This is a genomic window from Flavobacterium algoritolerans (assembly GCF_030010385.1).
Classification (GTDB): domain Bacteria; phylum Bacteroidota; class Bacteroidia; order Flavobacteriales; family Flavobacteriaceae; genus Flavobacterium; species Flavobacterium algoritolerans.
In genome coordinates this window covers 1-25,139 of sequence record NZ_JASCRZ010000009.1, presented here as the reverse complement: position 1 = coordinate 25,139, position 25,139 = coordinate 1, and the positions used below count along the sequence as shown (strand labels likewise).

The window sequence follows — 25,139 nt, the reverse complement described above, 5'->3', positions numbered from 1 at the left end:
CTCTTTTTTTATCTAAAATTGAGAAACCATTTCCGAATGTAATCTAATGAGAATCAATCCTGAATTATTCCTGGTGTTTCTATATCAGAAATAAATCACATCAAATTATTCTATATTCCTTTTTTAAAACCTAAATTTTAACAAAAAAATTATTATTTTTACTACTCACTTTATGTAGATATGACCCCAAACGAAAAAACCCTCATTAAGTTTTATACTGCTTTTGCCAATGCCGATGCTTCAACTATGTGTGAATGCTATCACTCTAAAATTGAGTTTCGTGATCCTGCTTTTGGTTTATTAAAAGAAAAGGATGTTTGCCAAATGTGGAAAATGCTTATTGAAAAAAGTAAAGGAAATATAAAAATTGAGTTCTCAGATATAAAAGCTGATGAATACGTTGGTTCCGCGCAATGGATAGCTACCTACACATTCAGTAAAACCAATAGAAAAGTAGTAAATGTTATTCGCGCACAGTTTCAGTTTAAAGACGGATTGATCAAAAAGCACACTGATGATTTCGACATCTGGAAATGGTCCAAACAAGCTTTTGGAATTACCGGATATTTATTAGGTTGGACTGGTTTTTTTCAACATAAAATACAGCAACAAGCACTGCTATCATTGAAAAAATACAAAGAAACTAAAAATGCTAATTGAAACTTTAAAAACACTATTCAACCGAGATTTAAATCAGCTAAAAACTGAAATTAACTCGTACCAAAACGAAAGCGATATTTGGAAAACTCAAAAAGGCATCGCTAATTCAGCCGGAAATCTATGCTTGCATTTAGTGGGAAATCTAAATACTTACATTGGCGCCGAATTTGGAAAGACAGGTTATATAAGAAACAGACCATTAGAGTTTTCACTGAAAGATATTCCAAGAGCAGAATTGCTGACAAAAATCGAAGAAACCATTGTCGTTGTTGACAATGCATTAAATACAATATCAGAAGAAGAATTAAAAAAGGAATATCCTCTTTTAGTTTTCGAAAACAAGACTTCTACTGAGTTTATGCTTGTCCATTTGACCACGCACCTAGCCTATCATTTAGGACAAATTAATTACCACAGACGATTATTGAAATCTTAAAACATTCGCAATAATTGGCAATTTAGTAGTTTGTTACACGTTTTAGGTTCATACTTAAATCGTTTATAAAGTAAGGAAGAGTAAGGAATAACGCTTATAATACAACAATTATATGTCAGAATCTTCTAAAACACCCATTCCATTTCAATCCAACAGGAGATTTTCTGTGTTAGAAATTCTTCAGTTTATCGTATTGGCGGCTTTGATCCTTTACTTTGCCAAAACACTATTTATTCCGTTAAGCTTTTCATTACTCATTGGTTTTATTCTATATCCTGTTTGTAAATGGATGGAAACAAAAGGAATCAACAAAGGAATTGCAATTGTTATTTGTATTTTAGGAGTAACACTTTTGGTAGGAGCTATAATTTATCTATTATTCGCACAGTTTTCAGAGTTTCTTCACGAATGGCAATCTTTAAGAACTAAACTAACCGAAACAATAAATCAATTGAGTATTTTTATTTCGGAACGATTTGACATTAGTTTGCAAAAACAAACAGAATTTATCAATAATACACTCAACAACTCCGGTTCACAAGCTTTTTCAATAGTCCGAAACACCGCTTATTCCCTGTCTGAATCTGTATTTTTTTTATTAATGATTCCTGTTTTCTCGGCATTAATACTTTTCCACCGCCAGATGTTATCAAATGCCTTATATGAACTTTTTCCTCCCGAAAGAAAAAAAACCATTCACGAAATCCTCGTCGAAACCATTCATGCATATTACAATTTCATCAAAGGAATGCTGTTGGTCTATTTAATAGTTGGATTATTAAACAGTATCGGACTATTGATAATCGGAGTACCACACCCATTTCTGTTTGGTTTTATAGCCTCAATCCTTACTTTTATTCCGTATGTAGGAATCATGATATCGTCGCTCTTGCCCATTGCAGTTTCTTGGATAACGTACAATTCAATTTGGTATCCGTTAGCCGTCATTGGTGTTTTTTCTGTTGTTCAAGCACTCGAAGCCTATATTATATTTCCTTTTGCAGTGGGAAGCCGTTTAAAAATAAACACACTTGTCATCATTATTGTAGTAATCGTGGGAGGCATTTTATGGGGCGCTGCAGGAATGATTCTCTTCATTCCGTTTATCAGTATCATAAAATTGATTGCGGACCGCACACCTAGCTTAAAGACGCTATCCGTTTTATTGGGAGATGGCGAACAAAAGAAAACTACGAAATAATCTATTTCAAAAGAGTAAAATCAAACTTCCAATCCAACTCTTTTTTATACCACAATTGCCCCTGTGAAACTTCCAGCGGGCAGTCAAAATTATTGGTATAAAGTGCTCCGGTTCCTAATCCTTGAGGCATCAAATTGTGCTGTAAAAAGGTCCATTGCGCAATAGCATTGAGTCCAATATTACTCTCCAAAGCAGAGGTAATCCACCATCCGATTTTATGCTTTTCAGCCAATGAAATCCATTCTTGAGCGCCTCGAAAACCACCTATAAAACTAGGCTTCAAAATGATGTATTGCGGCTTGATTTTCTCTAATAATTGTTCCTTTTCTGCCAAAGTAAACACACCAATCAACTCTTCATCCAAAGCAATAGGAAAAGGTGTGGTTCTACACAGCTCTGCCATACTGTCAGTGTGATTTTTTTGTACTGGTTGCTCTATACTATGCAATTTAAATTCAGATAGTTGTGTTAATTTATCTAAAGCTAAATTTTCACTAAAAGCGCCGTTAGCATCAACCCGAATTTCGACTTGCTCGGGAGTGAAATGTTCCCGAATAAATCGCAATAATTGCAGTTCTTTATCGAAATCTATCGCTCCTATTTTGAGTTTAATACATCGGAAACCTTGCGCTAGTTTTTCTTCGATTTGCTGCTTCATAAACGACTCCTCGCCCATCCAAACCAAACCGTTTATCAAGATGGATTTTGTGCCATTCGTAAAGTCAGAAGGAAACAACAAAAAAGGGTTTTCACTCTCCAAAGATTGGAACGCCATTTCCACTCCAAACTGTATCGAAGGAAACTCCATTAAAGCTTCCCAAAGTTGGTCTTTTCCTAAGTGAATAGTATCGCAGGTCCATTGCAATTTTTCTTCATAATCCGAACGATCATCAATACTCAATCCGCGAAGGATTCCACATTCTCCTATTCCTTTTTTACCGTCTTGCTCCAAGACGATAAACCAAGTTTCTTTTTCGGTCATAACGCCACGAGAAGTTCCTGATGGTCGTTTGAAATCCAGAATGTATTTATGGTAGGTTGCTTTCAATAAATTATGAATTATGAGTTATTTTAATCTGGCAAACTTGTATCTAACTAATTGTATCAAAACTTAATCGACTAACTTCAAAATCCTTTCAAAATCACTGGAAGTTATTCCTGCCTTTTTGAAAGCAGCAAAATCTTGTTTTATTTTTTGAGTCCAACTCAAACTATCCGTAACGTTTTGAGATTGATATTCTTTATAAATGGCTTTTGCCGAGGCATAATTATCGTTCAATAAATAGGCGTGAGCCAAATTCATCTTTATCAACAACTCCGAATCATCGAGCTTCTCGCCTTCTTTCAGGAATTTAATTGCTTTTCCGTATTGCTTCGTCAACACATAACTATTTCCTATTCCATTGTAATCCAAAGCGGTCGCCTTGCCATCATTGATAATTGTTGTCAGTTTCGAGATGGCTTCGCCTTGTTTTCCTTGTTTTGCTAATACAGCGGCTTGCTTGCGCAAATCTTCATAAACACTTTTTGAAAGACTGGTTTCCCCAAAACAACTGTTACCAAAATCCTTAAACGCTTTAGCACGCTCTACAGCCAATAATTTTTGAAATTCCTTAAACTTGTACTTGGATTGGATTTTATCGAGAATACAAACGCAAAAATCATCTGAATTGGTCATTTTTTGAGCCAAATTAGATGTTTTACATTGATCGATGATTGCTTTTCTGTTTTCAAGCGTCCAGCCACGACTGAGTTTATTATCTACCCACGGCACGACTTCCAGAATAATTTTTTGGTTCATAATCCAGTTTTTACTTTCGAAACCAAACCATAAATTCCCAGAATTGGATTGCATACAAGCCGATTTCTCTGTAGAAAGTCGTTTGGCATCTTTACTGACTGGCGTATCCTGAACCAAACACGCGTCATCCATTTTTCCGTTTTCTTTGTATTTTGCAGCCAAGTCAGCACTAGAAAAAACAGCATATTTACATTTGTCATCTCCAGAAATTTTAGACAAAATAAAAACTGCTCCTGCTGAACCTTGACTAATTCCCGTAGGATCCGGGATAGCTTTTAAAACCGAAACCAAACTGCCCGCCATTTGCTGATTTTTATCCAAAAGCGTTATTCTATAAACGACCTCAGTAGTTCCTTCAGGGAAATCTTGGGTTTTTATGATGATTCTGTCTCTCGCTGAAACAGTTGTTTCTTCGGTTGTAGCGCGAGTTTTATCCCAATAACCGTCTTTTTGAGAGAAAACAGATTGAAATGAAATAATTGTTACTACTATTAAAGCTATTTTTTGAATGTTCATTTTCTTGATTAACGTTTTTTAGCCCAGATTACTTCACTTAATTTTTATTTACATAAGGGTTCATTGAACTTCGTTTGCAGTGAAAATCCTTTTTATCAGCCTTTTTCGGCTGATAAAAAGATTACTTCACCATACTTTTATTTTAGTGGAGTTCAGTGAATTTCATTTGCAACGAATAGCTGGAGATTGCTTCGAAAAACTCACAATAACTAATTACAATTCGATGGAACTTCCTATTTCCAGTAACATCAAATCTTTTCCTTTGTTGAAGAATTTACGAATGGATTCCTCGTGGTCGATTTCGATATACCCAAAAGTGTCATAATGATACCCTAGAATTTTATCGCAATCCAAGAAATCAGAAGCAATAATTGCATCTTCGACATCCATGGTGAAATTATTGCCTATCGGCAGAATAGCCAAGTCGAGTTTGGTACGCATAGGAATGAGTTTCATATCCATAGAAAGTGCCGTATCGCCTGCAATATATACGTTTTTATGTTCGCCTTCGATGACAAAACCACCTGGATTTCCTCCGTAACTGCCGTCAGGAAAGGAACTGGAATGAATGGCATTTACATATTTCAGTTTCCCAAAATCGAAATTCCAACTTCCACCGTGATTCATCGGATGTGACTGAAAGCCTTTTTGAGAATAATAACCCGCAATTTCAGCATTGGAAACAATTACCCCATTGGTTCTTTTAGCAATTGCCTCGACATCCAAAATATGATCTCCGTGAGCGTGCGTCACCAAAATATAATCCGCTTTTAAGGTGTCAATGTCAATGTGTGCTGCGTTTGGATTAGCCGAAATATAAGGATCAACAATGATGTGTTTGCCTCCAACTTCTATCCCTAATGATGCGTGACCGTAAAATGTTATTTTCATTTTTTTTAATTTAAAAATTGAATGATTGAAAGATTCCGTATTCGATTATTATTTTATCTCCCGCCTAAAAATGTATTTACAATGATATCCGAAAAAAAGTAAATCATACCTAACGACAATAAAACCGAAAGTGCAAAAGTACTCAATGCCAGTTTTTTTAATTCAGGATCTAATTCCTTAGGGTTTTGATTTTTATAGACGGTAATTAAATGTTTAGTTAAAGGGATATACGCCAATAAAAACAAGTATTGATCAAAATGAAAATCGTCAACAATTGCAAAAATCAACACCATAACCATCGCTGTTGCAATCAAAAAATAATGATATGTTTTTGCTTTGGCTCCGCCAATTTTTACGACAATCGTATTTTTATTAGACTTCCTATCTGATGCTTCGTCACGCATATTATTCAGATTCAAAACACCCACGCTCAATAATCCAATAGCAACTGCAGGTAAAACCAATTCGAAATCCAATTGTTTGGAGTATAAAAAATTCACCCCTAAAGTACTTACCAATCCGAAAAATACAAAGACAAATACATCACCAAATCCACGGTAACCATACGCTGTATTCCCAACCGTGTATCGAATTGCAGAAATAATTGAAAGAATTCCCAACACTAAATAGAACAAGGAAAACCATAGATTTGTATCTCTAAACGCATAATAAATCAACAATATCGCTGAAAGCAACGTCAATGCCGAAGTAATTATAATCGCGCGTTTCATGGCTTGTGGAGTAATCACACCACTTTGTATCGCACGTTTTGGACCTACTCGATCCTCGTTATCCGTTCCTTTCATGCCGTCACCGTAATCATTGGCAAAATTAGACAGTATTTGCAATCCCAAAGTTGTTAAAATAGCAAAACCAAATAACCGCCAGTTAAAGACTTCTGTTGGCGTTAATATATCATCTGTTGGGTGCGCCAAAGCATACATACTACCAACTATTATTCCAGAAACCGATAAGGGTAATGTACGTAATCGTGCGGCTTCAATCCAATGTTTCATGTTTTTTTATTTAAAAATTTGAAGTTTAAAACTTAAGATTTAAAGTATATAAAACTTTAAACCTCAGACTTTAAACCATTTTATTTACATCCAATTACTATCGGAAGTTTCTATTTGATACAACCAAAGGTTGACTTGTTGCTTTATAACTGAATAATCCCCTAACTGAAAAGCGATATCTCCTCCTGCGGTATGCAATGTTACAGAACCTATATTCAACTTTTTATGCCAAAAAAGCTGCGAAGTTGTAATCGCCTGAATTTTACTGGGCTCAATAATATCATTACTCACATCCCAAGCACCACTTTGCTTTATTATAAAATTCTCGTTGATAAACAATCGGTTATTCTTAAATTTAAAATATTGGATTAATCCAATAAAAATCACATAAACCGGCACTACATAACTGTATTCAAAAAACAGGGGTTCAATCCAATACCCAATCGCCAAAAATCCTAACAAAGGTAGTCCTATTGAAAGGAAAATAGAAAAAACAAGTTTACGAAAATCAGGCTGAAGCATTAATCCTTTTTCAGGAATTTTATGAAACAACAATTTCAATATCGAATCTCTCTCGGTTTCACTACAGCCCGGAATTTCTATTAGCGACTTGCGTTCTTCTTTTTCTCCGCTGGTCGCTTGTCTAATTTTCAGTTCTAAAATCCCCATTTTCTTTTGGAAATAATTCCTTTTAATGGTCGTAATCTGAACTTTTTCAGGCTTGATAATAGTACTTTTTGTATTTAACAACCCAAAAGACAACAACAAAGAGCCTTTTTGTCGGGTTATTTTATAATCATAATATTTGAAAACGATTCGGATTACATTTACAACCAAAACAATTCCAAACAAAAATACTATTGATATTAAAATCGTCTGAAAGACTAAATTTTTATCTATGTAAGAGCCTACTTTCTCTTTGTAAACATTATTCTCGTCTCCAAAGTTTTGCAAATTCTCATAAATCGTACTAAAGAAAATAAGCAACAAGGCGATACTTCTCTCATAGTTAGACGTTATTCCAACTTTCAACAAACTCAAAAAACTTATTTTAATGAAAGGATGCGTCGCTTCAAATAGTTTTTGCTCGGTTTCCTCCAATGAAGTTTCTTCAGTTCCGATTGTATGCTGCGTTTCTTCATTTTCCAACAAACGAAATTTCAGTTCTAAAGCCAGTTCATGCGAAATCGCTTTGATAGCGCCTTCTTTTTTATTGCTACCGGCAGTGTCTACATCCAATTCATAAACACCAATTAACTTTTGAATAAAAGACTGATTAATATTTACCTGTTGAATTTTACGAAGCTGAATCGCTGTTTTAGTTTTATTGAAAACGCCATCTGTAATGATAAATTCTTCATTTTCGGCATCCAAAAAGAAAGTAAAATTCAGATATTTCAAATAAGAAACAACTCCAATACTCACAAAGACAGTTGCCATCCCAAGGAAAAAATACAATTTATTAACCTCGTCAAACTTGAAAATCCAAATCACAATCATAGGCCACAACGCTCTGGCGTATTGCTGAAGCGTGTAAAAAAACATCACCAAAATCCCTATTGAAGATTGCCTTTGCGGCTGACTAAAATCGGCTCCCATTACAATTGCTTTTGTATTTTACCCATCAACAATTGTTTGATATTTTCGGCTTGTTCTTTTTCGATTCCCGGAATTTCAATATCACTTGAACTTCCTCCGGCAGTAAAAATTTCAATTTTGGCAAGACCAAAATAACGTGAAATTAATCCTTCATGCAAAGCCACATGTTGCACTCTATTATAAGGAATTACAATAGTTTTTGTAGCGATAATCCCGTGCCTGAAAATAACATCGTGTTCCCGGAATGCAAATCCTTTTTTCTTTAATCCAATAATCGAAAACACGACTAACAAAATCGAAAATACAGGAATTACTATTCCTAAAATCAACCAGACTCTTCCCGAAAATAATTCCGGTTTAAGCATGGAAAATAATATTGGAACTAGAATTAGTAGTGCTATAATTCTCACCAGACTAATCAAAACCACTCTAATGTATTTAGGATGTAAATTCGTAAAAGTGACTTCCTCAAATTTTGGAAGTTGGCGCGTATCAATCGTTTCGTTTGTGAAATTTTCCATTTTTTTATTTTGTTTCAGGTTTAAAGTTTAACGTTTCAAGTTCTACACTTGAAACCTAAAACATTAAACTTTTTACGGCAACCATTTTTTCTCAAAATTCGGTTTTCTTTTCTCAAGGAATGCATTTCTTCCTTCTTTAGCTTCTTCGGTCATATACGCAAGTCTTGTAGCTTCACCAGCAAAAACCTGTTGTCCTACCATCCCATCATCCGTAAGATTCATGGCAAATTTCAGCATTTTAATCGCCATTGGTGATTTTTGTAAAATTTCCTGTGCCCATTCGTATGCCGTATCTTCTAGTTCAGCATGCGGAATCACAGCATTCACCATTCCCATATCCATTGCATCCTGAGCCGAATAATTACGTCCCAAGAAGAAAATCTCGCGTGCTTTTTTCTGTCCCACCATTTTGGCCAAATAAGCAGAACCATAACCACCATCAAAACTCGTTACATCAGCATCCGTTTGTTTGAAAATCGCGTGTTCTTTACTTGCCAAAGTCAAATCGCAAACCACATGCAAACTGTGTCCTCCACCTACAGCCCAACCTGGAACTACAGCGATAACTACTTTTGGCATGAATCGGATTAAACGTTGTACTTCTAAGATATTCAAACGGTGCTGCCCGTCATCGCCCACATATCCTTGATGCCCGCGCGCGTTTTGATCGCCACCGCTACAAAAAGAATATACGCCATCTTTAGAAGAAGGTCCTTCAGCAGAAAGTAAAACGACGCCAATGGACGTGTCTTCCTGTGCATCATAGAATGCATTATACAATTCGGCAGTCGTTTTCGGACGGAACGCATTGCGCACATCCGGTCTGTTGAACGCAATTCTGGCAACGCCATTGCATTTCTTATAAGTGATATCTTCGTATTCTTTGGCAGTGATCCAATCCATTACAATTGATTTAAATTATTTTAGTGTAAAAATAAATCATTTTTTACATTTTATCTATTCTATTTAGATAAGCTTATGGTAATCCTTCTCTGATTAAAGGCTTTAAAACGTTAAAAAAGAATTAAAAAAAAGCATTTTAACAGTAGGCAATTCAAATTATTTTTAATTTTAAATCAAGCTAATCAGATGAATACAAATTGTTTATCTTGATTAATTATTGATTCTTCACTGATTTATTAACCTAAAAAAAGAATGTATTGAATGCAATTAAAAATGTTGTCGCTCCTTTTTCTACGGTAATAACTTATAAAAATATATTCAAAGCCCCGATAAACGAGCTAATGTTACAACCATTTGCCCCAGCAGTAAAAAATAAAAAGTAACACCTACGGTTAAATAAAGATTTATTTTTCTTGTCCTTGCAAAAGTGAGACATTAATAAAAAATTGTTTTAGAAAATTATCTTCCAATATATAGAAAACCAGCGGCCTTATCGTGAAATTATTTCTTAACTCGTAAGCAAGTGATTGTACATTTAAAGACAAACTATTCTTTAAAGTAATTTACGCTTAAGTTAATATTTTTAAAATAGTATAGAGCATACTATTGTTCATTATAGGTGGATAAATATACTTTAAAAGTAAAATTAAATTTATTTTAATGCTGCTAGAATTTAATATTCTAAAACAGGATTAAAAAGAGAAAGACTAACCGTTATGATTAGTCTTTCTTTTTTTTAAATAAATAAATAAATAAAGATTGTTCAACTATATTTTTTTCTAAACCATTTAGAAATTAAGCTACATTAAGAATCTCCTCTTAACTAAATTTCCTTAATCTCTTAATGGTTACAAAAGAATAAACATCAATATTGTTAGTATTTTTTATTCCTTAACCAAGTAAATTCCGTCTTCCTTGATTTCTATTAATTTCTCTCGATACAAAGCACCTATCGCTTTCTTGAAGGTTTTTTTACTCATTTTCAAAACCGTTTTAATATCTTCCGGATGTGAATTATCAGTCAATCGCAAGAACCCTCTGCTGGCTCTCAACTCATCAAGAATTTTTTCGGCATTCGGTTCGATACTTTGATATCCTTGAACTTGCAATGCCACATCAATTTTATTATCAGGACGAATTGTTTTGATATAGCCACGCATGCGATCTCCCGTGCGAATAGCATCATCATACACTTCATCTTTGTACATCAAACCTTTGTACTTTTCGTTGATGATAACGTTAATTCCTAATTCAGTGATATGAGAAACAATTAAATCTACTTCTTCCCCTTTTTCAACCGTTAGGTGATCATTTTTTAAAAACTGATTCAATTTACTGGAAGCCACCAAACGATTGGTTTTCTCGTCCATATAAAGGTACACTAAGTAGCGTTTCCCTTTTTCCATAGGACGCGCCTGCTCTTTAAACGGAACCAAAATATCTTTTTCCATTCCCCAATCCATAAAAGCACCAATTTGATTGGTATAATTCACACGCAAAAGTGCAAATTCATTCAATAAAATATAAGGTTCTAATGTCGTGGCAACGGGTCTTTCTTCATGGTCCAAGTACACAAAAACAATCAACTCCTCACCTATTTCAAATTCGTTTGGCACGTATTTGTTAGGCAACAGAATATCATGTATTCCTTCTGGATCTTGTTCTGGATTTCCCAGAAACAAACCCACTTTGGTATCACGTAAAATGGTAAGCGTATTGTATTTTCCTATTTCAATCATTTTCTTTCAATTTCTAAAGCGCAAAGGTACGAAGTTTGAAAATAGTAAATTAAGAAACCGTCCACAAAAAAACAAGCCTAAAATCCGATGGCTATTTTCTTTATTAGGAGCACAAATTTCCGTTTTTTCATAACGAGTTGTCCCGCTGTTCGCAGTATCAACGCCCAAAAGCGTTGGATACTTGCTTCCATCGGGGCTAGATTAGAACGTTTTGTTTTTCAAAATTTCGAACATTATAAGAGTAAACAATTCCTAAAACTTAATTTCGTTTATACTTTCTTTTTCTTTTTCACTAACTTTGAAGAAACTAAAAAATCCTATTAATGAAACCAACCTCAATTCTCTGTTTGTTCCTACTATTATTCATTTCTCATACGAATTACGCACAAACCACAGTCGATGACCCCGAAATAAAAAAAATGGTTGCCGAAGTAAAATCGGAGAACATGGAAGCTACAGTTCGAAAACTTGTATCTTTTGGAACCCGACATACATTAAGCGATACCAAAAGCAACACCCGCGGTATTGGAGCGGCGCAACGCTGGGTAAAATCAGAGTTTGATAAATATGCTTTAGCATCTGGCGGAAGACTGACTTCTATTATTGATTTTTTTACCATCAAAGCCGATGGAAGACGTATTGCTACAGACAGCCAATTGGGTAATGTGATGGCAACTTTAAAAGGAACTGATCCTACAGATGATCGTGTATTAATTATAAGCGGCCATTTAGATTCTCGTGCTTCAGATGTAATGGATGCCAAATCAGATGCACCAGGCGCTAATGATGATGCTTCTGGAGTAGCTGCCATGATGGAACTAGCCCGAATCATGAGCCAAAGAGAATTTCCTTTTACACTGATTTTTGTCGCTGTTGTTGGTGAAGAACAAGGATTGTACGGAGCCAAACATTTAGCCGATGTTGCCAAAGATGGAAAATGGAATGTTATTGCGATGATTAATAATGACATGATTGGAAACAGTTTATCCAGCGGTACTTTATTGCGTGATAATACTAAAGTTCGTGTTTTCAGTGAAACAATTCCATTTTTAGAGACGGAAGCCGAATCAAAAATGCGTAAATCGACCAATCGTGATAACGACAGTCCATCGAGACAATTAGCCCGTTACATTAAAACGGTTACCAATCAATATGTGGAACAACTAGACATTAATTTAGTGTATCGCAACGACCGTTTCTTACGTGGTGGCGATCACACTCCTTTCAGTCAAAATGGATTTACAGCCATTCGTTTTTGTGAAATGAACGAAAACTACGATCACCAACATCAAAATGTTCGAAAAGAAAATAACATACAGTACGGCGATCTTGCTGAGTTTATGGATTTTGAATACATGAAGAAAGTAACTTGTTCTAACTTGGCTACATTCAGTAATTTGGCTTGGTCTCCAAAAGCACCAACAAATGTAGGAATTGAAGTAAAGGATTTGACTAATTTTTCTACTTTAGCATGGACTGCCCCTGAGGGAAAATCAGTTTATGGATATAACATTCTTATCAGAGAAACATCATCACAACATTGGGAAAAAGCAATTTTTGTAAAAGACACAAAAGCCGAAATTCCATATTCTAAAGATAATTTTTTCTTTGCTGTTCAAACAGTTGATGCATTAGGACATTCCAGTTTACCGGTTTTCCCAATACCAATTCGTTAAAAAGCATTCAATACTAAACAAAAAAGCGTTTGCCGAGGCAAACGCTTTTTTTATGGATACTATTTACAAATTAATATTAATTGTAAACACTCTCTTTTTTGAAGTGAACTGTCAGTAAATAATAAACGACCACTCTGTATTTATTTTTATTGGAACGACCGTATTTTTCCATAACTGCATCCAGTGCTGCATCTAAATCCGGTCCATCTGCAAGTCCTAATTTCTTGATTAGAAAATTGTTTTTCACCGTATCTAATTCCGCTTGCTGGCTTCCGGCAACCGTTGCAGAATCATCATTATAAATTGACGGACCACAACCAATAGTTACTTTTGTCAACAAATCCATATCTGGATTTACACCACATTTGTCTTTCAAATCGGCAGCATACTTTACAATTAATTCGTCTCTTGCACTCATAAATAAAAGTTTAATATTTGATTAATAGATTTTTATACTCTCAAATTTAAACATTTAATCGTGCCTTTTTACGGACACCTGAAAATAATTAGACCAATTCTTTAAAATATTGCAGTAAAATGCTGTCATTTTCCAAAGTGGGTGTGAAAATTTCCAAAATACTTGGCTTTTCATTTTGAGCATATAAAGCAGTCAAACTTGTTGCTAAACTTGCTTCATCGCTGGCAATATTATATTCAAAACCATACATTTTAGCCAAATGTTCCGCTGTTAAACAATGGGAAGTTTCAAAGAATGTATTAAAAACAGGACTTTCTTCATGTCCTGGTAAAATCCTAAATATTCCTCCGCCTCCATTATTGATTAGAATAATCTTGAAGTTTTTCGGGATATAATTGTTCCATAATGCATTGCTATCGTACAAAAACCCAACATCTCCCGTTATGAAAACGGTTTGTTTTTCATCTCGTCCATATGACGAGACAGCCGCACCAATTGCCGTAGAAGTACTTCCATCGATTCCACTGGTACCGCGATTGCAATACACTTCAATTGAAGGATGAACGTCTATTAATTGCGCATAACGAATTGCTGAACTATTGCTGATTTGCAACTGACTATTCGTTGGCAAACACTTAATCACTTTTTCGAAAACTTTAAAATCCGAAAAAGGAATTTTATCTAAATAAATATCACTTTTTAGCTTTCGCAACGCTTTCACAGCGTCTAATTGCTTAAAATAATTACTTTCTATTACGTTTGTAAGTGGTAGAAATACATCAAAAAATACATTTGGATTTACTTCAAAATGGTTGGTCAAAGTACCAAAAGTGTCATACGCTCTCCAAGAATCAATATGCCAATGGTGTTTTGGCTTGTATTTTCTCAAAAAAGCTTTGATTCGTTTCGAAACAATCATTCCGCCAAAAGTCACTAAAATTTCCGGACGAAAATTTTCAAAATCATCATGCGTAAAAGGCGTAATTATAGTGTCAATATTGCTTATAAAAGTATCGTGATGCAAATTAGAAGTCGTTTCAGTCAAAACTACAACCGACTCATCTTTCGCAAAAGCATCTATTATTTTTTCATTGATGGTATTCGGTTCATTTACACCAACTAAAATCATTTTTTTGGTGGAATTGTTCCAAATTGTTGCAAATTCCGAAACGTCTTCGATAGAAATTGTCTGAGTTACATTTGCGGAAGCGATAGTAAGCACTTCAACTGAAAGTTCTGAAACGGTTTCATACAAAGGCTCTTCAAAAGGGGCATTGATGTGAACGGGACCTTTTTGCGTGATTGCCGTATTGATGGCTTCGTTGATTTTTAAATCATTTGTTGCTGAAACGTCTTCCTGCAAATTAGCATTGTACAAAGAATGGTTTTCGAATACATTTTCCTGTCTAATCGTTTGTCCGTCGCCAATATCAATTTTGCTTTGCGGTCTGTCTGCCGAAATCACTATTAAAGGAATCTGGCTGTAAAATGCTTCCGCAAAAGCGGGATAATAATTCAATAAAGCAGAACCGGAAGTACACACCAAAACCACTGGTTGTTTCGTTTGTTGTGCTATTCCCAATGCAAAAAAAGCAGCCGCACGCTCATCAGCAATACTGTAACATTGAAAGGCGGGATTACTCACAAAACCTATTGTTAACGGTGCATTTCTAGAACCCGGAGAAATAATTATGGTGGTGATTCCTTTGGACAAACAAATTTCAATAATGCTTTGTGCTAAAGGTATTTTGGGGTAAATCATTGTTTTAGTTTCAAAGTAACAAAGATACAAAGATGTAAAGGTTTTTCTCTAATCTTAAATAGTTTTCTTAAATTTGAAGGAAAATAAATTCTATATGGAAATCAAAATAAGACCGGCTGTTTTTACCGATTTAGATACAATATTGGAAATCATCAATCACCAAATACTTCACAGTACTTCGATTTATGATTATGAGCCACGAGATTTTGAAACCCATAAATTGTGGTTTGAGGATAAATTGGCTCAAGATTTACCTGTAATTGTAGCCGAAACTGAAAATGGAACCATTGGATATGCTACTTATGGCTCATTTCGTCATAAAATAGGCTACCGTTTTACAGTGGAACATTCTGTTTATGTAGCGGAAGAATTTTTAGGAAAAGGGGTTGGAAAATTATTATTGGCTGAACTCATTCAATTAGCGAAAAAACAAAAATACCACACTATGATTGGCGTTATTGACTCCGAAAACAAAGGAAGCATTGCTTTTCATAAAAAATATGGTTTTGAAACTGTGGGCGTTATTAAAGAATCCGGCTATAAATTCGATCGTTGGTTGAGTTCCGTTTTTATGCAATTGATATTAGAATAATTGAAGTTGAACTAGAATTTGGTTCGTTTTTTTCAATATGTTTGGCTTTATAACTTTATGACTTCAAGACTTGAGACTTTATAGTATATTTGCACAACTAAAAATTTCATGGACTATACCTTACTTTCATCACCTTTACAGGGATTTACCGACTTTCGTTTTAGAAATGCCCAAAACAAAATTTTTGGAGGAATTGATACGTTTTACTCGCCTTACATTCGCTTAAACGGAAAAATGGTTATTAAACCGTCCTACGAACGAGACCTTCTTCCGGAGAACAATCTTGATTTAGAGGTGATTCCGCAAGTGATAACAAACGATGCCGATGAATTTTTATTTGTGGCGAAATATGTTCGAGAACTGGGTTATAAGGAATTAAACTGGAATTTAGGATGTCCTTATCCTATGGTTACCAAGTCTGGAATGGGTTCCGGTCTAATCAGTAATCCAGAAAAAATAAATAACATTCTTCAGAGAGCACACTCTGAATCTGACATTCTAGTGTCTATGAAAATGCGTTTGGGTTATGAAAACAGTGAAGAAATTCTGGATGTTTTACCTATTTTAGATACCTACCCTATTAAGAATATTGCGATTCATGCACGTATAGGAAAGCAATTATATAAAGGTGGCGTAAACTTAGATGCGTTTCAGCTATGTGTTGATAACACCAAGCATAAACTGTATTACAATGGTGATATTACTTCGGTGGCTAAGTTTCATGAAATGCAACAACGCTTTCCTACTATTGACCATTGGATGATTGGTAGAGGATTAATTTCGGATCCATTTTTACCCAGTATGATAAAAAACAATACTTCAGAATATCCTGCCAATAAAATGGAATTATTCAGTGCTTTTCACGATACTCTGTATGCTATTTATAGTGAATCTCTTTCTGGTTCAACACATATTTTATTGAAAATGTATCATTTATGGGAATATTTTTCGGCTACGTTTTCAAATCCGCATAAGGTATTGAAAAAAATAAAAAAAGCGCAAAGCATCCGAAATTACGAAGCTGCTGTTGCAGAAATTTTTAAAAATGAAAAAATTTAAATTAAACCATTCAGAAATTAAAAAAAATTAAGCTCTGATTCTTAATGTAACTTAATTTCTTAATGGTTCAAATTTTAGAAAATATTCGACACTTACTCAAACCGTAAAAAAAAGAGATTTTCATTTGACTGAAAATCTCTTTTAAAATATTTTACTTTTTTAAATCAGTAAATTAAGCTTTGATCCAATTCAATACTTCAGGATCTGTTACCAAAGTTTTTGGGGAAATCACTTTTTCTAATTCTCCTTTTTCGTTGATTAGGTATTTTTGAAAATTCCATTCCACAGTTGAATCTTTCAATCCGTTTTTTGATTTTTGAGTCAAAAACTGATAGATAGCAGCCATATCATCTCCTTTTACAGAAACTTTATCCATCATAGGAAAAGTCACTCCGTAATTCAGTTGGCAGAAAGTAGCAATTTCTTCATTTGTTCCTGGCTCTTGAGAAGCAAAATTATTCGCAGGAAAACCTACAATTACTAATCCTTTGTCTTTGTATTCTTTATAAACAGCTTCAAGATCTTTGTATTGTGGCGTCAATCCACATTTTGAAGCAGTATTTACAATCATGATTTTTTTACCTTTCAAAGAAGCAAAATCAAAACTGTTTCCAGATAAATCTTCTACTTTGAACTGATAAATTGTTTCTTTAGCTATTGATGCGTTGCTCATTTTGGTTTCAGTTTTTTTAGGTTGCGCCTGATTTTGACAGCTAAATAAGATTAAAGCAAAAGTGGCAATAAATACTAGATTTTTCATATTTAAAATTTTTTATAAAAATAGACAATTATTTGTCTCATTAAAATTTATTTTCGTTAAACACACGTTAAAAAACAAAGAAGCCTGACATTATGAAAATGCCAGACTTCCTAACAAATAAACAACAAATCTTAATATGGTATTTAAAACGTATAGGTTATTTTTCCTTTCATGAAGAAAGGCGTTCCTGGAGTAAAATGAATTTCTTCGACACTTTCAGGTTCATTCTGAAGCCTGGATTCAGTGGCAAATTGTGTTTCGTTCCATGCAGTATCAAAAATATTCTCAACTGCTATTCCGAAATTGATATTCTTATATTGATAATTAACATTTAAATCAGATATAAAATAACCTCTGGCAACAATAGAATTATCCTCATTTGCTGGGCGATTTTTTAAGTAACGATACCGTATTCCTCCTGAGAAACCATTCACTTTCTGGAAACTTAAACCTCCTGTCGTGGTGAAATCTGGCGCTAACGGGATGTAATCCTGACCTTTTGGTTCATCAATACTTCTGGCATAAGTATAATTTGCATCAGCATCAAAATACAACCAATCGTTCAACTGATAACGCAATCCAAGCTCTGCTCCCATGCGTTTTGATTTTCCGCTTGGCTCAATGATTCCGGCATCTCCGACGTAAACAAATTCCTGCTCCAAAAATAAATACCACAAAGCAGAATTCACAATTAACTTAGGAAATGGTTTCCAAATGGTACCAATATCCGTTCCTATTGCGGTTGGTAAAATTTGTTTTCCACTGTTTTGAACGACCACTCGAGCATCATTCGAATGAAAACCCATTCCTGATTTTATAAAAAACTGCAAATTGTTATTTTGCGAATAAATGAAATTCAGTTTTGGAGAAAATTTAACTTTAGATTCTGATTGTGTTTTGTAATCCATAGTCAACTTATCTTGGTAATTAAATTTGAAATAATCCAATCGAATGGCCGGATTAATCATTAATTTTCCAAAATTGAATTCTGAATTCAAGTACGAAAACAAATTAGATTCATCAATATCTCCTAATTTTATATTTTCTAAAACTGTTCTTCTGTTCAAAGTATGAGAAAGCTCCGTATCTTTTGTAGCATCAGCGCGAAAACCTCCACCAAACTGTAACAAAACATCTACATCATTTAATTTTGTTTTCTTATTCAACTCGGCATTCATTCCATAAATATCCCTGTTTTCTTTCTGTTTAATTTGGTCTCCGTTTATTGGATCTTCCAGGAAGAAAGTAAAATTCGAATACAATTCAAATTGATAATTTGAATAAAAAGCATTGGCTTTCAAGAACGTATTTTCATCAATTGGTTTACTCAAACTTGCACTGAAGTTCGTTCGGGAAGTATTTCCTCCTTCGGTATCATCAACGGAACCAAATCTAGAAATCGTTCCATTATCAATCAGCCGTTGCGGAATTTGACCCGAAGCATCCCATTTACTTGAAAAGCGAGAAGCCAAGATTGAAAACTTGCTATTGTCACTTAAAATAGCTGAATATTTTCCTAACAGATTGATCCTATTGAAATTTTGGGGAGAATCAAAAGGCCCATCTGTCAGTATATATTCTGTAGCGATATAGGCGCTTTGTGTTTTTTGGTTGCCCAAAAGATTAAACAATCCCACTGTTCGCATCGTGTTGAATTGTCCTATTTCAAGACCAATACTACTTTTTTCAATTTTATCTTTAGTTTGGAAAGCAACATATCCTGCCGTTGCAAAATCCCCTTTGTTAGCATAATATGTTCCTTTTCCAAAATCTATTTTTTCTACCGTTTCCGGAATTACAAAATGCAAATCAGCATACCCCTGACCATGCGCATGAGAAACCATGTTTACTGGCATTCCATCTACTGAAATGGCAATATCTGTTCCGTGATCGATATCAAAACCTCTAAGAAAAATTTGCTCCGCTTTTCCTCCACCGGCATGTTGCCCTATGAATAATCCAGGTACTTTTCGCAAAATTTCTTGCGAAGAATTTACCGGAGTGGTTTGCAAATCTATTTTAGAAATTACATTCATAGCCGAAAGTTTAGGTTGGATTATTATTTCATTCAATCTAAAAATATCATCTTCCAGAATGATTATATCATCCGATGAAACAATGGTAAAATTTGACTTTTTATATCCTAAAGCGGTTATTTTAATCACATCTCCCAAAACTGTTTTATCTAAGCTAAACAATCCGAATTCATTTGTATGCGCATGACTTTCAGAATTTGTGTTCACTAAGTAGGCGTTTTCAACAGGATTACCATCGCTATCTAACACTTTTCCTTTTTGGATTTGGCCATAGGAAGACAACCCAAAAAGGGTAATCATCACTAAAATAATATTTTTCATACGCTATAATTGATTTACCTTTTTGTCAAAATTAGGTCCCAATTCATACAAGCTGGACAGTAATTCTTCCTTAATAGGTTTCGCTTTAAGCGCTAAATTATTTGATTTATATATCATTGCTAAGTGGTATTGTACCTTTGGTTCAAAGGATTTTCCGACCACATGATTCTGAGCAATTTCTAATGCTTTTTTATTTTCGCCTACATTTAGGTATGCCCAAGCCAATAAGTCATAAGAATCTGCAGTGGGTCTGTGCTCTACTTCTATTTTGGCAATTTCTAATGCTTTTGAAGCTGTTTTTTTGTCATCGGCATAAATCAAAGCATTGTATTTGTTGTACATCGCGCCATAATTATTTTTCTCCATCATAGAAAAATAAGCGTTTCTATTTCTTATTTCATTGGTTTTATCTCCTTTAAATTGGGCAATTTGAGATTTCAACAAATAAAAATCTGGAGTATTATGAGTAACAGCTATAGCATCAATAATTCTATTTGCCTCATTTATATTTCTTTCTTTAGAGAAAACTATCCAAGCAATTCCTTTTAGAGCATAGGAATAATTAGGATCTAATGCTAATGTTTTTAGGAAACTGTCATACGATTCCTGAATTCTTCCAGCATGACCATAAAAATCTCCAAGGTTTGAATAAGACCAAATTTTAAGTCCTTTGTTATCGTCTTTTTCAGCAATATCTCTCGCTTTTTCCATGAAAGTTATTGCTGTATCCAAATCTCCTTTGTGATCGTTCCATTTTGCCAAGCGAATCAAATAATCAAAACTATTCATGTCTCTTATGGCATTCAGATTTTTAACCGCTTCCGGATAATTTCCTAATTCCATTTGAACGTCGAACAATAATTTTTGGGTTTCTTTTTTTCCTTCGCCTATTGCTAATGCTTTATTAGCTAACTCCAACGCTTCTTTGAAACGGTGTTGTGAAATGTAATTTCTTGCTAATGATCGAATCGTTGATACTCTGGAATAATCATACGCTTCATTTGATTTTGTCAATAATTCTTCCGTTTTATATAGGCTTTTAATATTTCCTGTATATTCGAAAAGCATGTTGTAATTTGATGCTAATTGACTTAAATAACTGATTTGGTTTGGAGCTGCATCAAATTTTTTCTGCCAAAAATCAATTTCTTTATATGCAAAAGTCAGTGATTTATTTTCCTTTAAAGTCAAATATTTATTATAGTCTTCCTTATTTGTAATTTGTTCTGATTTAGTCTCGCAACCGAATATGAATAGGATTGTGAAAACTAAAAATGATATTGTTTTTAAAGTTTTCATACTCTAATTGTTTTGTTTTGTTTGTTTGTTTGTTGTAATAAAAAAAACAGAGCGAAAATTGTTGCAAGCGCTCTGTTTTTTTTTTTAGAAAATATTACCAAGCAGAAGCTAAGTAAGGGAAAGTTGTACCAAATGCTTTATCATTTGCATTTACATTATCTTTAGTAAGGCCCGGGTTAGAAGTACCCGCTGAACCACCAAAAATCAATAATAATTCAACATCAATTACATCATCTGCCAAAGCTCTACCAGTTAATATATTAGTCCCGTCAAAGAAAGTAGTTTTAGCTGTCTTAGAAACTCCCAATACATCTGTAGCCAAAAGACCAGTTAGCTGAGCAGCCGTTTGTCCTAAAGCATTAGTAGTATATCCTGGATTCAATGCTAATAATCTAGATTGAAAAATAGATTGGTATTTAGCTCCCATTGCCGAAGGAATTGCAGCATTAAAATCGTCTTTAGGTTGCCCTGAAGCAACGAATACAGTATTGATTGCGGGTCTCGCCATTTGATCTTGCTGAACATAAGTTCCTGAAAAATCTAGGCTTACAGTAGAATCACCGTTTGAATCGTCATTATCACAATTTACTGAAACAACTGCAGCTACTAGCGCGATTGTTATAATTTTGAATTTATTTGTTTTACTCATGATCTTTATATTTTAAGTTTTTTGGAAATCGTAAATACTCGATTTCATGTTGTTACTTTTTTAAATAAAATAATTATTGTTTTTTCTTAGTTTCAGCCCAAACATTGATTGTGCTTGAAGAACCTAACATTGTTTTTGGAACTTCTACTACAATTGACATTACATTAGTTCCTGCGAATGTATCTACACCCGGATTTTTAAAACCTGAAGCTGTTCCTCCAAGAATTGCTTTAAATTGACCTAAATCAAAGAAAAAAGGATCGTCTCTTGGTCCTGCGAAAAATTTCATTCCGTTTTGCTCAGCAGTTAAAGCTGTTGCGCCATAAGTAGAAATTGTAACATTTCCTGTAGCTGCAGTCGTTTTAACTGTACTTGATGTTCCCGTTGTTCCTGGAGCAACTGGTCCAAAGAAATACATTTTGTCATCTCTCTTGATTGCTTGAATCACTAAGTCTTCAACATTGTCACCTGTGTTATCAATATTGATCTCAACCATTACATTTTCTTTAAATGTAGCAGCACCTGTAGCATTAGGACTTAACAATCCTTGTGTGTTTACTGCAAATACTAAATTACTTGTGTTTTGACCTTGAAAAGCGTACACATCAGTAATATCACCTGCATCGCCAGACATTGTAGCCGGAGCATCTATGTGATCCGCAGCTACTAATATTAAGCCCGAAACCGCCACTAGCGATAGACCTAAAATCATTTTTGTTTTTTTCATTTTGTTATAAATTAAAAGGTTATAAAGTCATTTACGGGAAAGTGTTTCTTTTGGTTTTAAAAATGGTAAAAAAAAAACAATTAATTAGTCAAATACTTGATAATCAAGAAAATAAATACTTAAATAAAATATAATTATTTTTATTTTATTTTTTTTATTATCTTGACAATCATTAAATCAATCATTTCTAAATAAGATTGTATAAGTTTGTATAAGTAAAATAGTAAGATATGAGTCAAGAAGAGTTATTAGTATTAATTTATAAGAAAGACGAAAGGGCATTTACACATCTATATGATATGTATTCCAAAAGTTTATTTTCGGTTATAAATGTTCTCGTAAAGAATAGAGAAGAAGCAGAAGACGTGCTTCAGGAAGTATTTGTAAAAATTTGGAAGAATATTGATTCGTACCATGAGAGCAAAGGAAGATTTTACACTTGGATCCTCAATATTGCCAGAAACACTTCTATAGATAAACTGCGTTCAAAAAATTTTAATAACAGTCAAAAAAACCTTTCTACAGATAATTTCGTAAATCACTTTGAAGACAGTTCTAAACTGGTTGACAAAATGGATACAATTGGATTGCAAGAGTTTGTAAAAAGACTAAAACCAAAATGTATTCAAATAATAGATTTACTGTTTTTTAAAGGGTATACCCAACAAGAAGCTTCTGATGAATTGGCAATTCCTTTGGGAACAGTAAAAACACAAAATAGAAATTGTATTAATGACTTAAGAAATTATTTGAAAGTATAATGGAAACAAAAGAATATATAGAATCAGGAATCCTGGAGCTTTATGTTTACGGTTTACTAAGTGAACCCGAAAACGAACAAGTAAGCGCCATGGCGAAAAATAATCCAGAAATTAACAACGAAATTATTGCGATAGAAAAAGCCATTGTTGCTTTATCATCTAGCTTTTCACCGTTTCATTCTGTAGCTAATTACGAAAAAATTAAAGCAAAACTGGAACTCAAGCATGCTAAAGTAATCGAGTTACAGCCTACCAAGAATTGGTCACAATATGTTGGTTGGGCAGCAGCAATTTTATTATTGGTTGGTATTGGATATCAATACAATCAATTAGATGAAACTACTACGCAAGTAGCCAATACTGAAATTGACAAAGCTAAATTAGAGAAAGAATTTAATGTCTTAAAATTAAAAAACACGGCTAACGAAACGAGTTTAGCAGTTGTAAGAGACACTAAAAATACTGTTGTAGCACTTGGTGGACAAGTAGTTGCTCCAGAATCTTTTGCAAAAGTATATTGGAATCAAGATACTAAAGTAGTCTATATTGATGCAGCAGGTTTACCAGAACCACCAGAAGGAATGGTATATCAGGTTTGGGCATTAAAATTAAGCCCATTAACCCCTACAAGCATTGGATTACTGGAAGACTTTGATGCAAATGATCAAAAATTATTTGCTGTGAATAATGCTAATGAAGCCGAAGCTTTTGGAATCACACTAGAGCCAAAAGGCGGAAGCTTAACTCCTACAATGGAACAATTATATACATTAGGAAAAGTGTAAATTATCTCTTTTTCTGTATTACTAAAAAAGGTTCAACTTTACAGTTGAACCTTTTTTTATTGAGAACTAACGAAAAAACATATCGAATAGAGATAATAAATTACATTTAACTAAAAAAACATTTTTTAAATATTAAATCTATTCTAATAAAAATAATCAAATTGAATTCTATCATTTAACAACAAAGTAAAACCAAGTATTAAAGTGTCTAATGTAACTGTATTACCACTTACTGAGTAGGCTGAATTCCTAACTCTTAAACCATTAATAAACATTTTTACTTTACTTTTTACAGATGGTGTTTTAGACATAACAAAAGTTGATTGCAATAAGTTAGAATAAAGCTCATCTGTTACATCATTTACACTATTATCAACATAATCCTTAACCGATTTTACGCTTGGATATTTCGTGTCAGAAGTTCCGTCCGTGCTTACACTTGTACTTTTGTTTGCCAAAGCTTCTTTGCTTGCTTCTGCAGTCGTAGCACGAGATACTTCTGATGCTAAACTTGTAGTCAATGTAGCTTCAGCAGCTGTAGCACGAGATATTTCAGATGCTAAATTTGTAGTCAAAGTCGTTTCAGCAGTTGTAGCACGAGATATTTCAGTTGCTAATGCTGTTGAACCGGATGTAGCCGAAGCGTCAACATAATCCTTAACCGATTTTACACTTGGGTATTTCGTGTCGGATGTTCCATCTGTGCTTACACTTGTACTTTTGTTTGCCAAAGCTTCTTTGCTTGCTTCAGCTGTTATGGCACGAGTTGTTTCAGTTGCTATAGTCGCAGTCAATGTAGATTCAGCAGTCGTAGCTCGAGATACTTCTGATGCTAAATTTGTTGTCAAAGTAGCCTCAGCAGTCGTAGCACGAGATATTTCAGTTGCTAATGCCGTTGAACCGGATGTAGCCGAAGCGTCAACATAATCCTTAACCGATTTTACACTTGGGTATTTCGTGTCGGATGTTCCATCAGTACTTACACTTGTACTTTTGTTTGCCAAAGCTTCT

The 25,139-nt window shown here is 34.1% G+C and carries 24 protein-coding genes; 8 read left to right on the top strand and 16 right to left on the bottom strand.

Annotated features, from left to right (window positions below; genetic code table 11):
* Nucleotides 1-180 precede the first annotated feature (180 nt).
* From QLS65_RS15355 to QLS65_RS15345, 3 genes are all read left to right on the top strand, one after another.
* Entirely contained in the window at nt 181-660 is a 480-nt protein-coding gene (locus QLS65_RS15355; protein ID WP_282718587.1) for a nuclear transport factor 2 family protein, read from the top strand.
* Entirely contained in the window at nt 650-1,096 is a 447-nt protein-coding gene (locus QLS65_RS15350; RefSeq protein WP_282718586.1) for a DinB family protein, read from the top strand. Before QLS65_RS15355 ends, QLS65_RS15350 begins: the two co-directional genes overlap by 11 nt.
* 112 nt (nt 1,097-1,208) lie before the next feature.
* Nucleotides 1,209-2,297 carry an AI-2E family transporter gene (locus tag QLS65_RS15345; protein ID WP_282718585.1) on the top strand — a complete coding sequence of 363 codons (1,089 nt, stop codon included), beginning with the start codon at nt 1,209-1,211 and terminating at the stop codon, nt 2,295-2,297.
* 1 nt (nt 2,298) lies between these two features.
* On the opposite strand, the gene QLS65_RS15340 is transcribed toward QLS65_RS15345, so the two are convergent.
* The 8 genes from QLS65_RS15340 to QLS65_RS15305 form a co-directional block, all read right to left on the bottom strand.
* Nucleotides 2,299-3,345: an o-succinylbenzoate synthase gene (locus QLS65_RS15340; RefSeq protein ID WP_282718584.1), complete on the bottom strand. Its 1,047-nt coding sequence runs from the start codon at nt 3,343-3,345 to the stop codon at nt 2,299-2,301.
* A 63-nt stretch (nt 3,346-3,408) separates the two neighbouring features.
* Complete coding sequence (locus QLS65_RS15335; protein WP_282718583.1) at nt 3,409-4,614, bottom strand: tetratricopeptide repeat protein; 1,206 nt, start codon at nt 4,612-4,614, stop codon at nt 3,409-3,411.
* Nucleotides 4,615-4,827: 213 nt separating this feature from the next.
* Nucleotides 4,828-5,505 carry a metal-dependent hydrolase gene (locus QLS65_RS15330; protein WP_282718582.1) on the bottom strand — a complete coding sequence of 226 codons (678 nt, stop codon included), beginning with the start codon at nt 5,503-5,505 and terminating at the stop codon, nt 4,828-4,830.
* Nucleotides 5,506-5,558: 53 nt separating this feature from the next.
* Nucleotides 5,559-6,521, bottom strand: coding sequence for a 1,4-dihydroxy-2-naphthoate octaprenyltransferase (menA, locus tag QLS65_RS15325; protein WP_282718581.1), 963 nt, complete (start codon nt 6,519-6,521; stop codon nt 5,559-5,561).
* Between the two features lie 84 nt (nt 6,522-6,605).
* The gene (locus QLS65_RS15320) at nt 6,606-8,120 is read right to left on the bottom strand and encodes a PH domain-containing protein (protein ID WP_282718580.1); all 1,515 of its coding nucleotides are present in this window, start codon (nt 8,118-8,120) and stop codon (nt 6,606-6,608) included.
* Nucleotides 8,120-8,641, bottom strand: coding sequence for a PH domain-containing protein (locus QLS65_RS15315; RefSeq protein ID WP_282713441.1), 522 nt, complete (start codon nt 8,639-8,641; stop codon nt 8,120-8,122). Before QLS65_RS15315 ends, QLS65_RS15320 begins: the two co-directional genes overlap by 1 nt.
* 72 nt (nt 8,642-8,713) lie before the next feature.
* Nucleotides 8,714-9,544 carry a 1,4-dihydroxy-2-naphthoyl-CoA synthase gene (locus QLS65_RS15310; RefSeq protein WP_091170323.1) on the bottom strand — a complete coding sequence of 277 codons (831 nt, stop codon included), beginning with the start codon at nt 9,542-9,544 and terminating at the stop codon, nt 8,714-8,716.
* 884 nt (nt 9,545-10,428) lie between these two features.
* On the bottom strand, nt 10,429-11,283 hold the full coding sequence (locus QLS65_RS15305; RefSeq protein ID WP_091170327.1) for a CvfB family protein: 855 nt from the start codon (nt 11,281-11,283) through the stop codon (nt 10,429-10,431).
* A gap of 323 nt (nt 11,284-11,606) precedes the next feature.
* Between QLS65_RS15305 and QLS65_RS15300 the strand changes: the two genes are divergently transcribed.
* Nucleotides 11,607-12,959: a M28 family metallopeptidase gene (locus tag QLS65_RS15300; protein WP_099715290.1), complete on the top strand. Its 1,353-nt coding sequence runs from the start codon at nt 11,607-11,609 to the stop codon at nt 12,957-12,959.
* Between the two features lie 76 nt (nt 12,960-13,035).
* Here the strand turns inward: QLS65_RS15300 and QLS65_RS15295 are convergent, their stop codons facing one another.
* Nucleotides 13,036-13,377, bottom strand: a complete 342-nt coding sequence (locus QLS65_RS15295; protein ID WP_099715289.1) for a DUF2853 family protein — start codon at nt 13,375-13,377, stop codon at nt 13,036-13,038.
* Between the two features lie 88 nt (nt 13,378-13,465).
* Nucleotides 13,466-15,139: a 2-succinyl-5-enolpyruvyl-6-hydroxy-3-cyclohexene-1-carboxylic-acid synthase gene (menD, locus tag QLS65_RS15290; protein ID WP_282718579.1), complete on the bottom strand. Its 1,674-nt coding sequence runs from the start codon at nt 15,137-15,139 to the stop codon at nt 13,466-13,468.
* A gap of 94 nt (nt 15,140-15,233) precedes the next feature.
* Between menD and QLS65_RS15285 the strand changes: the two genes are divergently transcribed.
* Nucleotides 15,234-15,731: a GNAT family N-acetyltransferase gene (locus QLS65_RS15285; RefSeq protein WP_121342239.1), complete on the top strand. Its 498-nt coding sequence runs from the start codon at nt 15,234-15,236 to the stop codon at nt 15,729-15,731.
* Between the two features lie 108 nt (nt 15,732-15,839).
* Nucleotides 15,840-16,790 carry a tRNA dihydrouridine synthase gene (locus tag QLS65_RS15280; protein WP_282718578.1) on the top strand — a complete coding sequence of 317 codons (951 nt, stop codon included), beginning with the start codon at nt 15,840-15,842 and terminating at the stop codon, nt 16,788-16,790.
* A 172-nt stretch (nt 16,791-16,962) separates the two neighbouring features.
* Here QLS65_RS15280 and QLS65_RS15275 read toward each other — a convergent pair whose 3' ends face one another.
* From QLS65_RS15275 to QLS65_RS15255, 5 genes are all read right to left on the bottom strand, one after another.
* Nucleotides 16,963-17,463, bottom strand: a complete 501-nt coding sequence (locus QLS65_RS15275; protein WP_369800966.1) for a glutathione peroxidase — start codon at nt 17,461-17,463, stop codon at nt 16,963-16,965.
* Between the two features lie 230 nt (nt 17,464-17,693).
* Nucleotides 17,694-19,907, bottom strand: a complete 2,214-nt coding sequence (locus QLS65_RS15270) for a TonB-dependent receptor (RefSeq protein WP_282718577.1) — start codon at nt 19,905-19,907, stop codon at nt 17,694-17,696.
* A 3-nt stretch (nt 19,908-19,910) separates the two neighbouring features.
* Nucleotides 19,911-21,206, bottom strand: a complete 1,296-nt coding sequence (locus QLS65_RS15265) for a tetratricopeptide repeat protein (protein WP_282713453.1) — start codon at nt 21,204-21,206, stop codon at nt 19,911-19,913.
* A 94-nt stretch (nt 21,207-21,300) separates the two neighbouring features.
* Nucleotides 21,301-21,855: a DUF4331 family protein gene (locus QLS65_RS15260; RefSeq protein WP_282713455.1), complete on the bottom strand. Its 555-nt coding sequence runs from the start codon at nt 21,853-21,855 to the stop codon at nt 21,301-21,303.
* Nucleotides 21,856-21,928: 73 nt separating this feature from the next.
* On the bottom strand, nt 21,929-22,582 hold the full coding sequence (locus QLS65_RS15255; RefSeq protein ID WP_282713456.1) for a DUF4331 family protein: 654 nt from the start codon (nt 22,580-22,582) through the stop codon (nt 21,929-21,931).
* A 230-nt stretch (nt 22,583-22,812) separates the two neighbouring features.
* Here QLS65_RS15255 and QLS65_RS15250 point away from each other — a divergent pair, with 230 nt between their 5' ends.
* Together QLS65_RS15250 and QLS65_RS15245 are read left to right on the top strand one after the other, a co-directional pair.
* The gene (locus QLS65_RS15250) at nt 22,813-23,343 is read left to right on the top strand and encodes an RNA polymerase sigma factor (protein ID WP_099715280.1); all 531 of its coding nucleotides are present in this window, start codon (nt 22,813-22,815) and stop codon (nt 23,341-23,343) included.
* Nucleotides 23,343-24,128, top strand: a complete 786-nt coding sequence (locus QLS65_RS15245) for an anti-sigma factor (protein WP_282713458.1) — start codon at nt 23,343-23,345, stop codon at nt 24,126-24,128. Before QLS65_RS15250 ends, QLS65_RS15245 begins: the two co-directional genes overlap by 1 nt.
* Before the next feature lie 143 nt (nt 24,129-24,271).
* Here QLS65_RS15245 and QLS65_RS15240 read toward each other — a convergent pair.
* On the bottom strand, nt 24,272-25,139 hold an 868-nt coding region (locus tag QLS65_RS15240), incomplete at its 5' end, for a hypothetical protein (RefSeq protein WP_282718576.1).

What these genes read in the sequence shown, in the direction of transcription:
- QLS65_RS15355 (WP_282718587.1), top strand. Translation starts at nt 181, where the DNA reads ATGACCCCAAACGAAAAAACCCTCATTAAGTTTTATACTGCTTTTGCC.
- QLS65_RS15350 (WP_282718586.1), top strand. Translation starts at nt 650, where the DNA reads ATGCTAATTGAAACTTTAAAAACACTATTCAACCGAGATTTAAATCAG.
- QLS65_RS15345 (WP_282718585.1), top strand. Translation starts at nt 1,209, where the DNA reads ATGTCAGAATCTTCTAAAACACCCATTCCATTTCAATCCAACAGGAGA.
- QLS65_RS15335 (WP_282718583.1), bottom strand. Translation starts at nt 4,614, where the DNA reads ATGAACATTCAAAAAATAGCTTTAATAGTAGTAACAATTATTTCATTT.
- QLS65_RS15330 (WP_282718582.1), bottom strand. Translation starts at nt 5,505, where the DNA reads ATGAAAATAACATTTTACGGTCACGCATCATTAGGGATAGAAGTTGGA.
- menA (WP_282718581.1), bottom strand. Translation starts at nt 6,521, where the DNA reads ATGAAACATTGGATTGAAGCCGCACGATTACGTACATTACCCTTATCG.
- QLS65_RS15320 (WP_282718580.1), bottom strand. Translation starts at nt 8,120, where the DNA reads ATGGGAGCCGATTTTAGTCAGCCGCAAAGGCAATCTTCAATAGGGATT.
- QLS65_RS15315 (WP_282713441.1), bottom strand. Translation starts at nt 8,641, where the DNA reads ATGGAAAATTTCACAAACGAAACGATTGATACGCGCCAACTTCCAAAA.
- QLS65_RS15310 (WP_091170323.1), bottom strand. Translation starts at nt 9,544, where the DNA reads ATGGATTGGATCACTGCCAAAGAATACGAAGATATCACTTATAAGAAA.
- QLS65_RS15305 (WP_091170327.1), bottom strand. Translation starts at nt 11,283, where the DNA reads ATGATTGAAATAGGAAAATACAATACGCTTACCATTTTACGTGATACC.
- QLS65_RS15300 (WP_099715290.1), top strand. Translation starts at nt 11,607, where the DNA reads ATGAAACCAACCTCAATTCTCTGTTTGTTCCTACTATTATTCATTTCT.
- QLS65_RS15295 (WP_099715289.1), bottom strand. Translation starts at nt 13,377, where the DNA reads ATGAGTGCAAGAGACGAATTAATTGTAAAGTATGCTGCCGATTTGAAA.
- menD (WP_282718579.1), bottom strand. Translation starts at nt 15,139, where the DNA reads ATGATTTACCCCAAAATACCTTTAGCACAAAGCATTATTGAAATTTGT.
- QLS65_RS15285 (WP_121342239.1), top strand. Translation starts at nt 15,234, where the DNA reads ATGGAAATCAAAATAAGACCGGCTGTTTTTACCGATTTAGATACAATA.
- QLS65_RS15280 (WP_282718578.1), top strand. Translation starts at nt 15,840, where the DNA reads ATGGACTATACCTTACTTTCATCACCTTTACAGGGATTTACCGACTTT.
- QLS65_RS15275 (WP_369800966.1), bottom strand. Translation starts at nt 17,463, where the DNA reads ATGAGCAACGCATCAATAGCTAAAGAAACAATTTATCAGTTCAAAGTA.
- QLS65_RS15270 (WP_282718577.1), bottom strand. Translation starts at nt 19,907, where the DNA reads ATGAAAAATATTATTTTAGTGATGATTACCCTTTTTGGGTTGTCTTCC.
- QLS65_RS15265 (WP_282713453.1), bottom strand. Translation starts at nt 21,206, where the DNA reads ATGAAAACTTTAAAAACAATATCATTTTTAGTTTTCACAATCCTATTC.
- QLS65_RS15260 (WP_282713455.1), bottom strand. Translation starts at nt 21,855, where the DNA reads ATGAGTAAAACAAATAAATTCAAAATTATAACAATCGCGCTAGTAGCT.
- QLS65_RS15255 (WP_282713456.1), bottom strand. Translation starts at nt 22,582, where the DNA reads ATGAAAAAAACAAAAATGATTTTAGGTCTATCGCTAGTGGCGGTTTCG.
- QLS65_RS15250 (WP_099715280.1), top strand. Translation starts at nt 22,813, where the DNA reads ATGAGTCAAGAAGAGTTATTAGTATTAATTTATAAGAAAGACGAAAGG.
- QLS65_RS15245 (WP_282713458.1), top strand. Translation starts at nt 23,343, where the DNA reads ATGGAAACAAAAGAATATATAGAATCAGGAATCCTGGAGCTTTATGTT.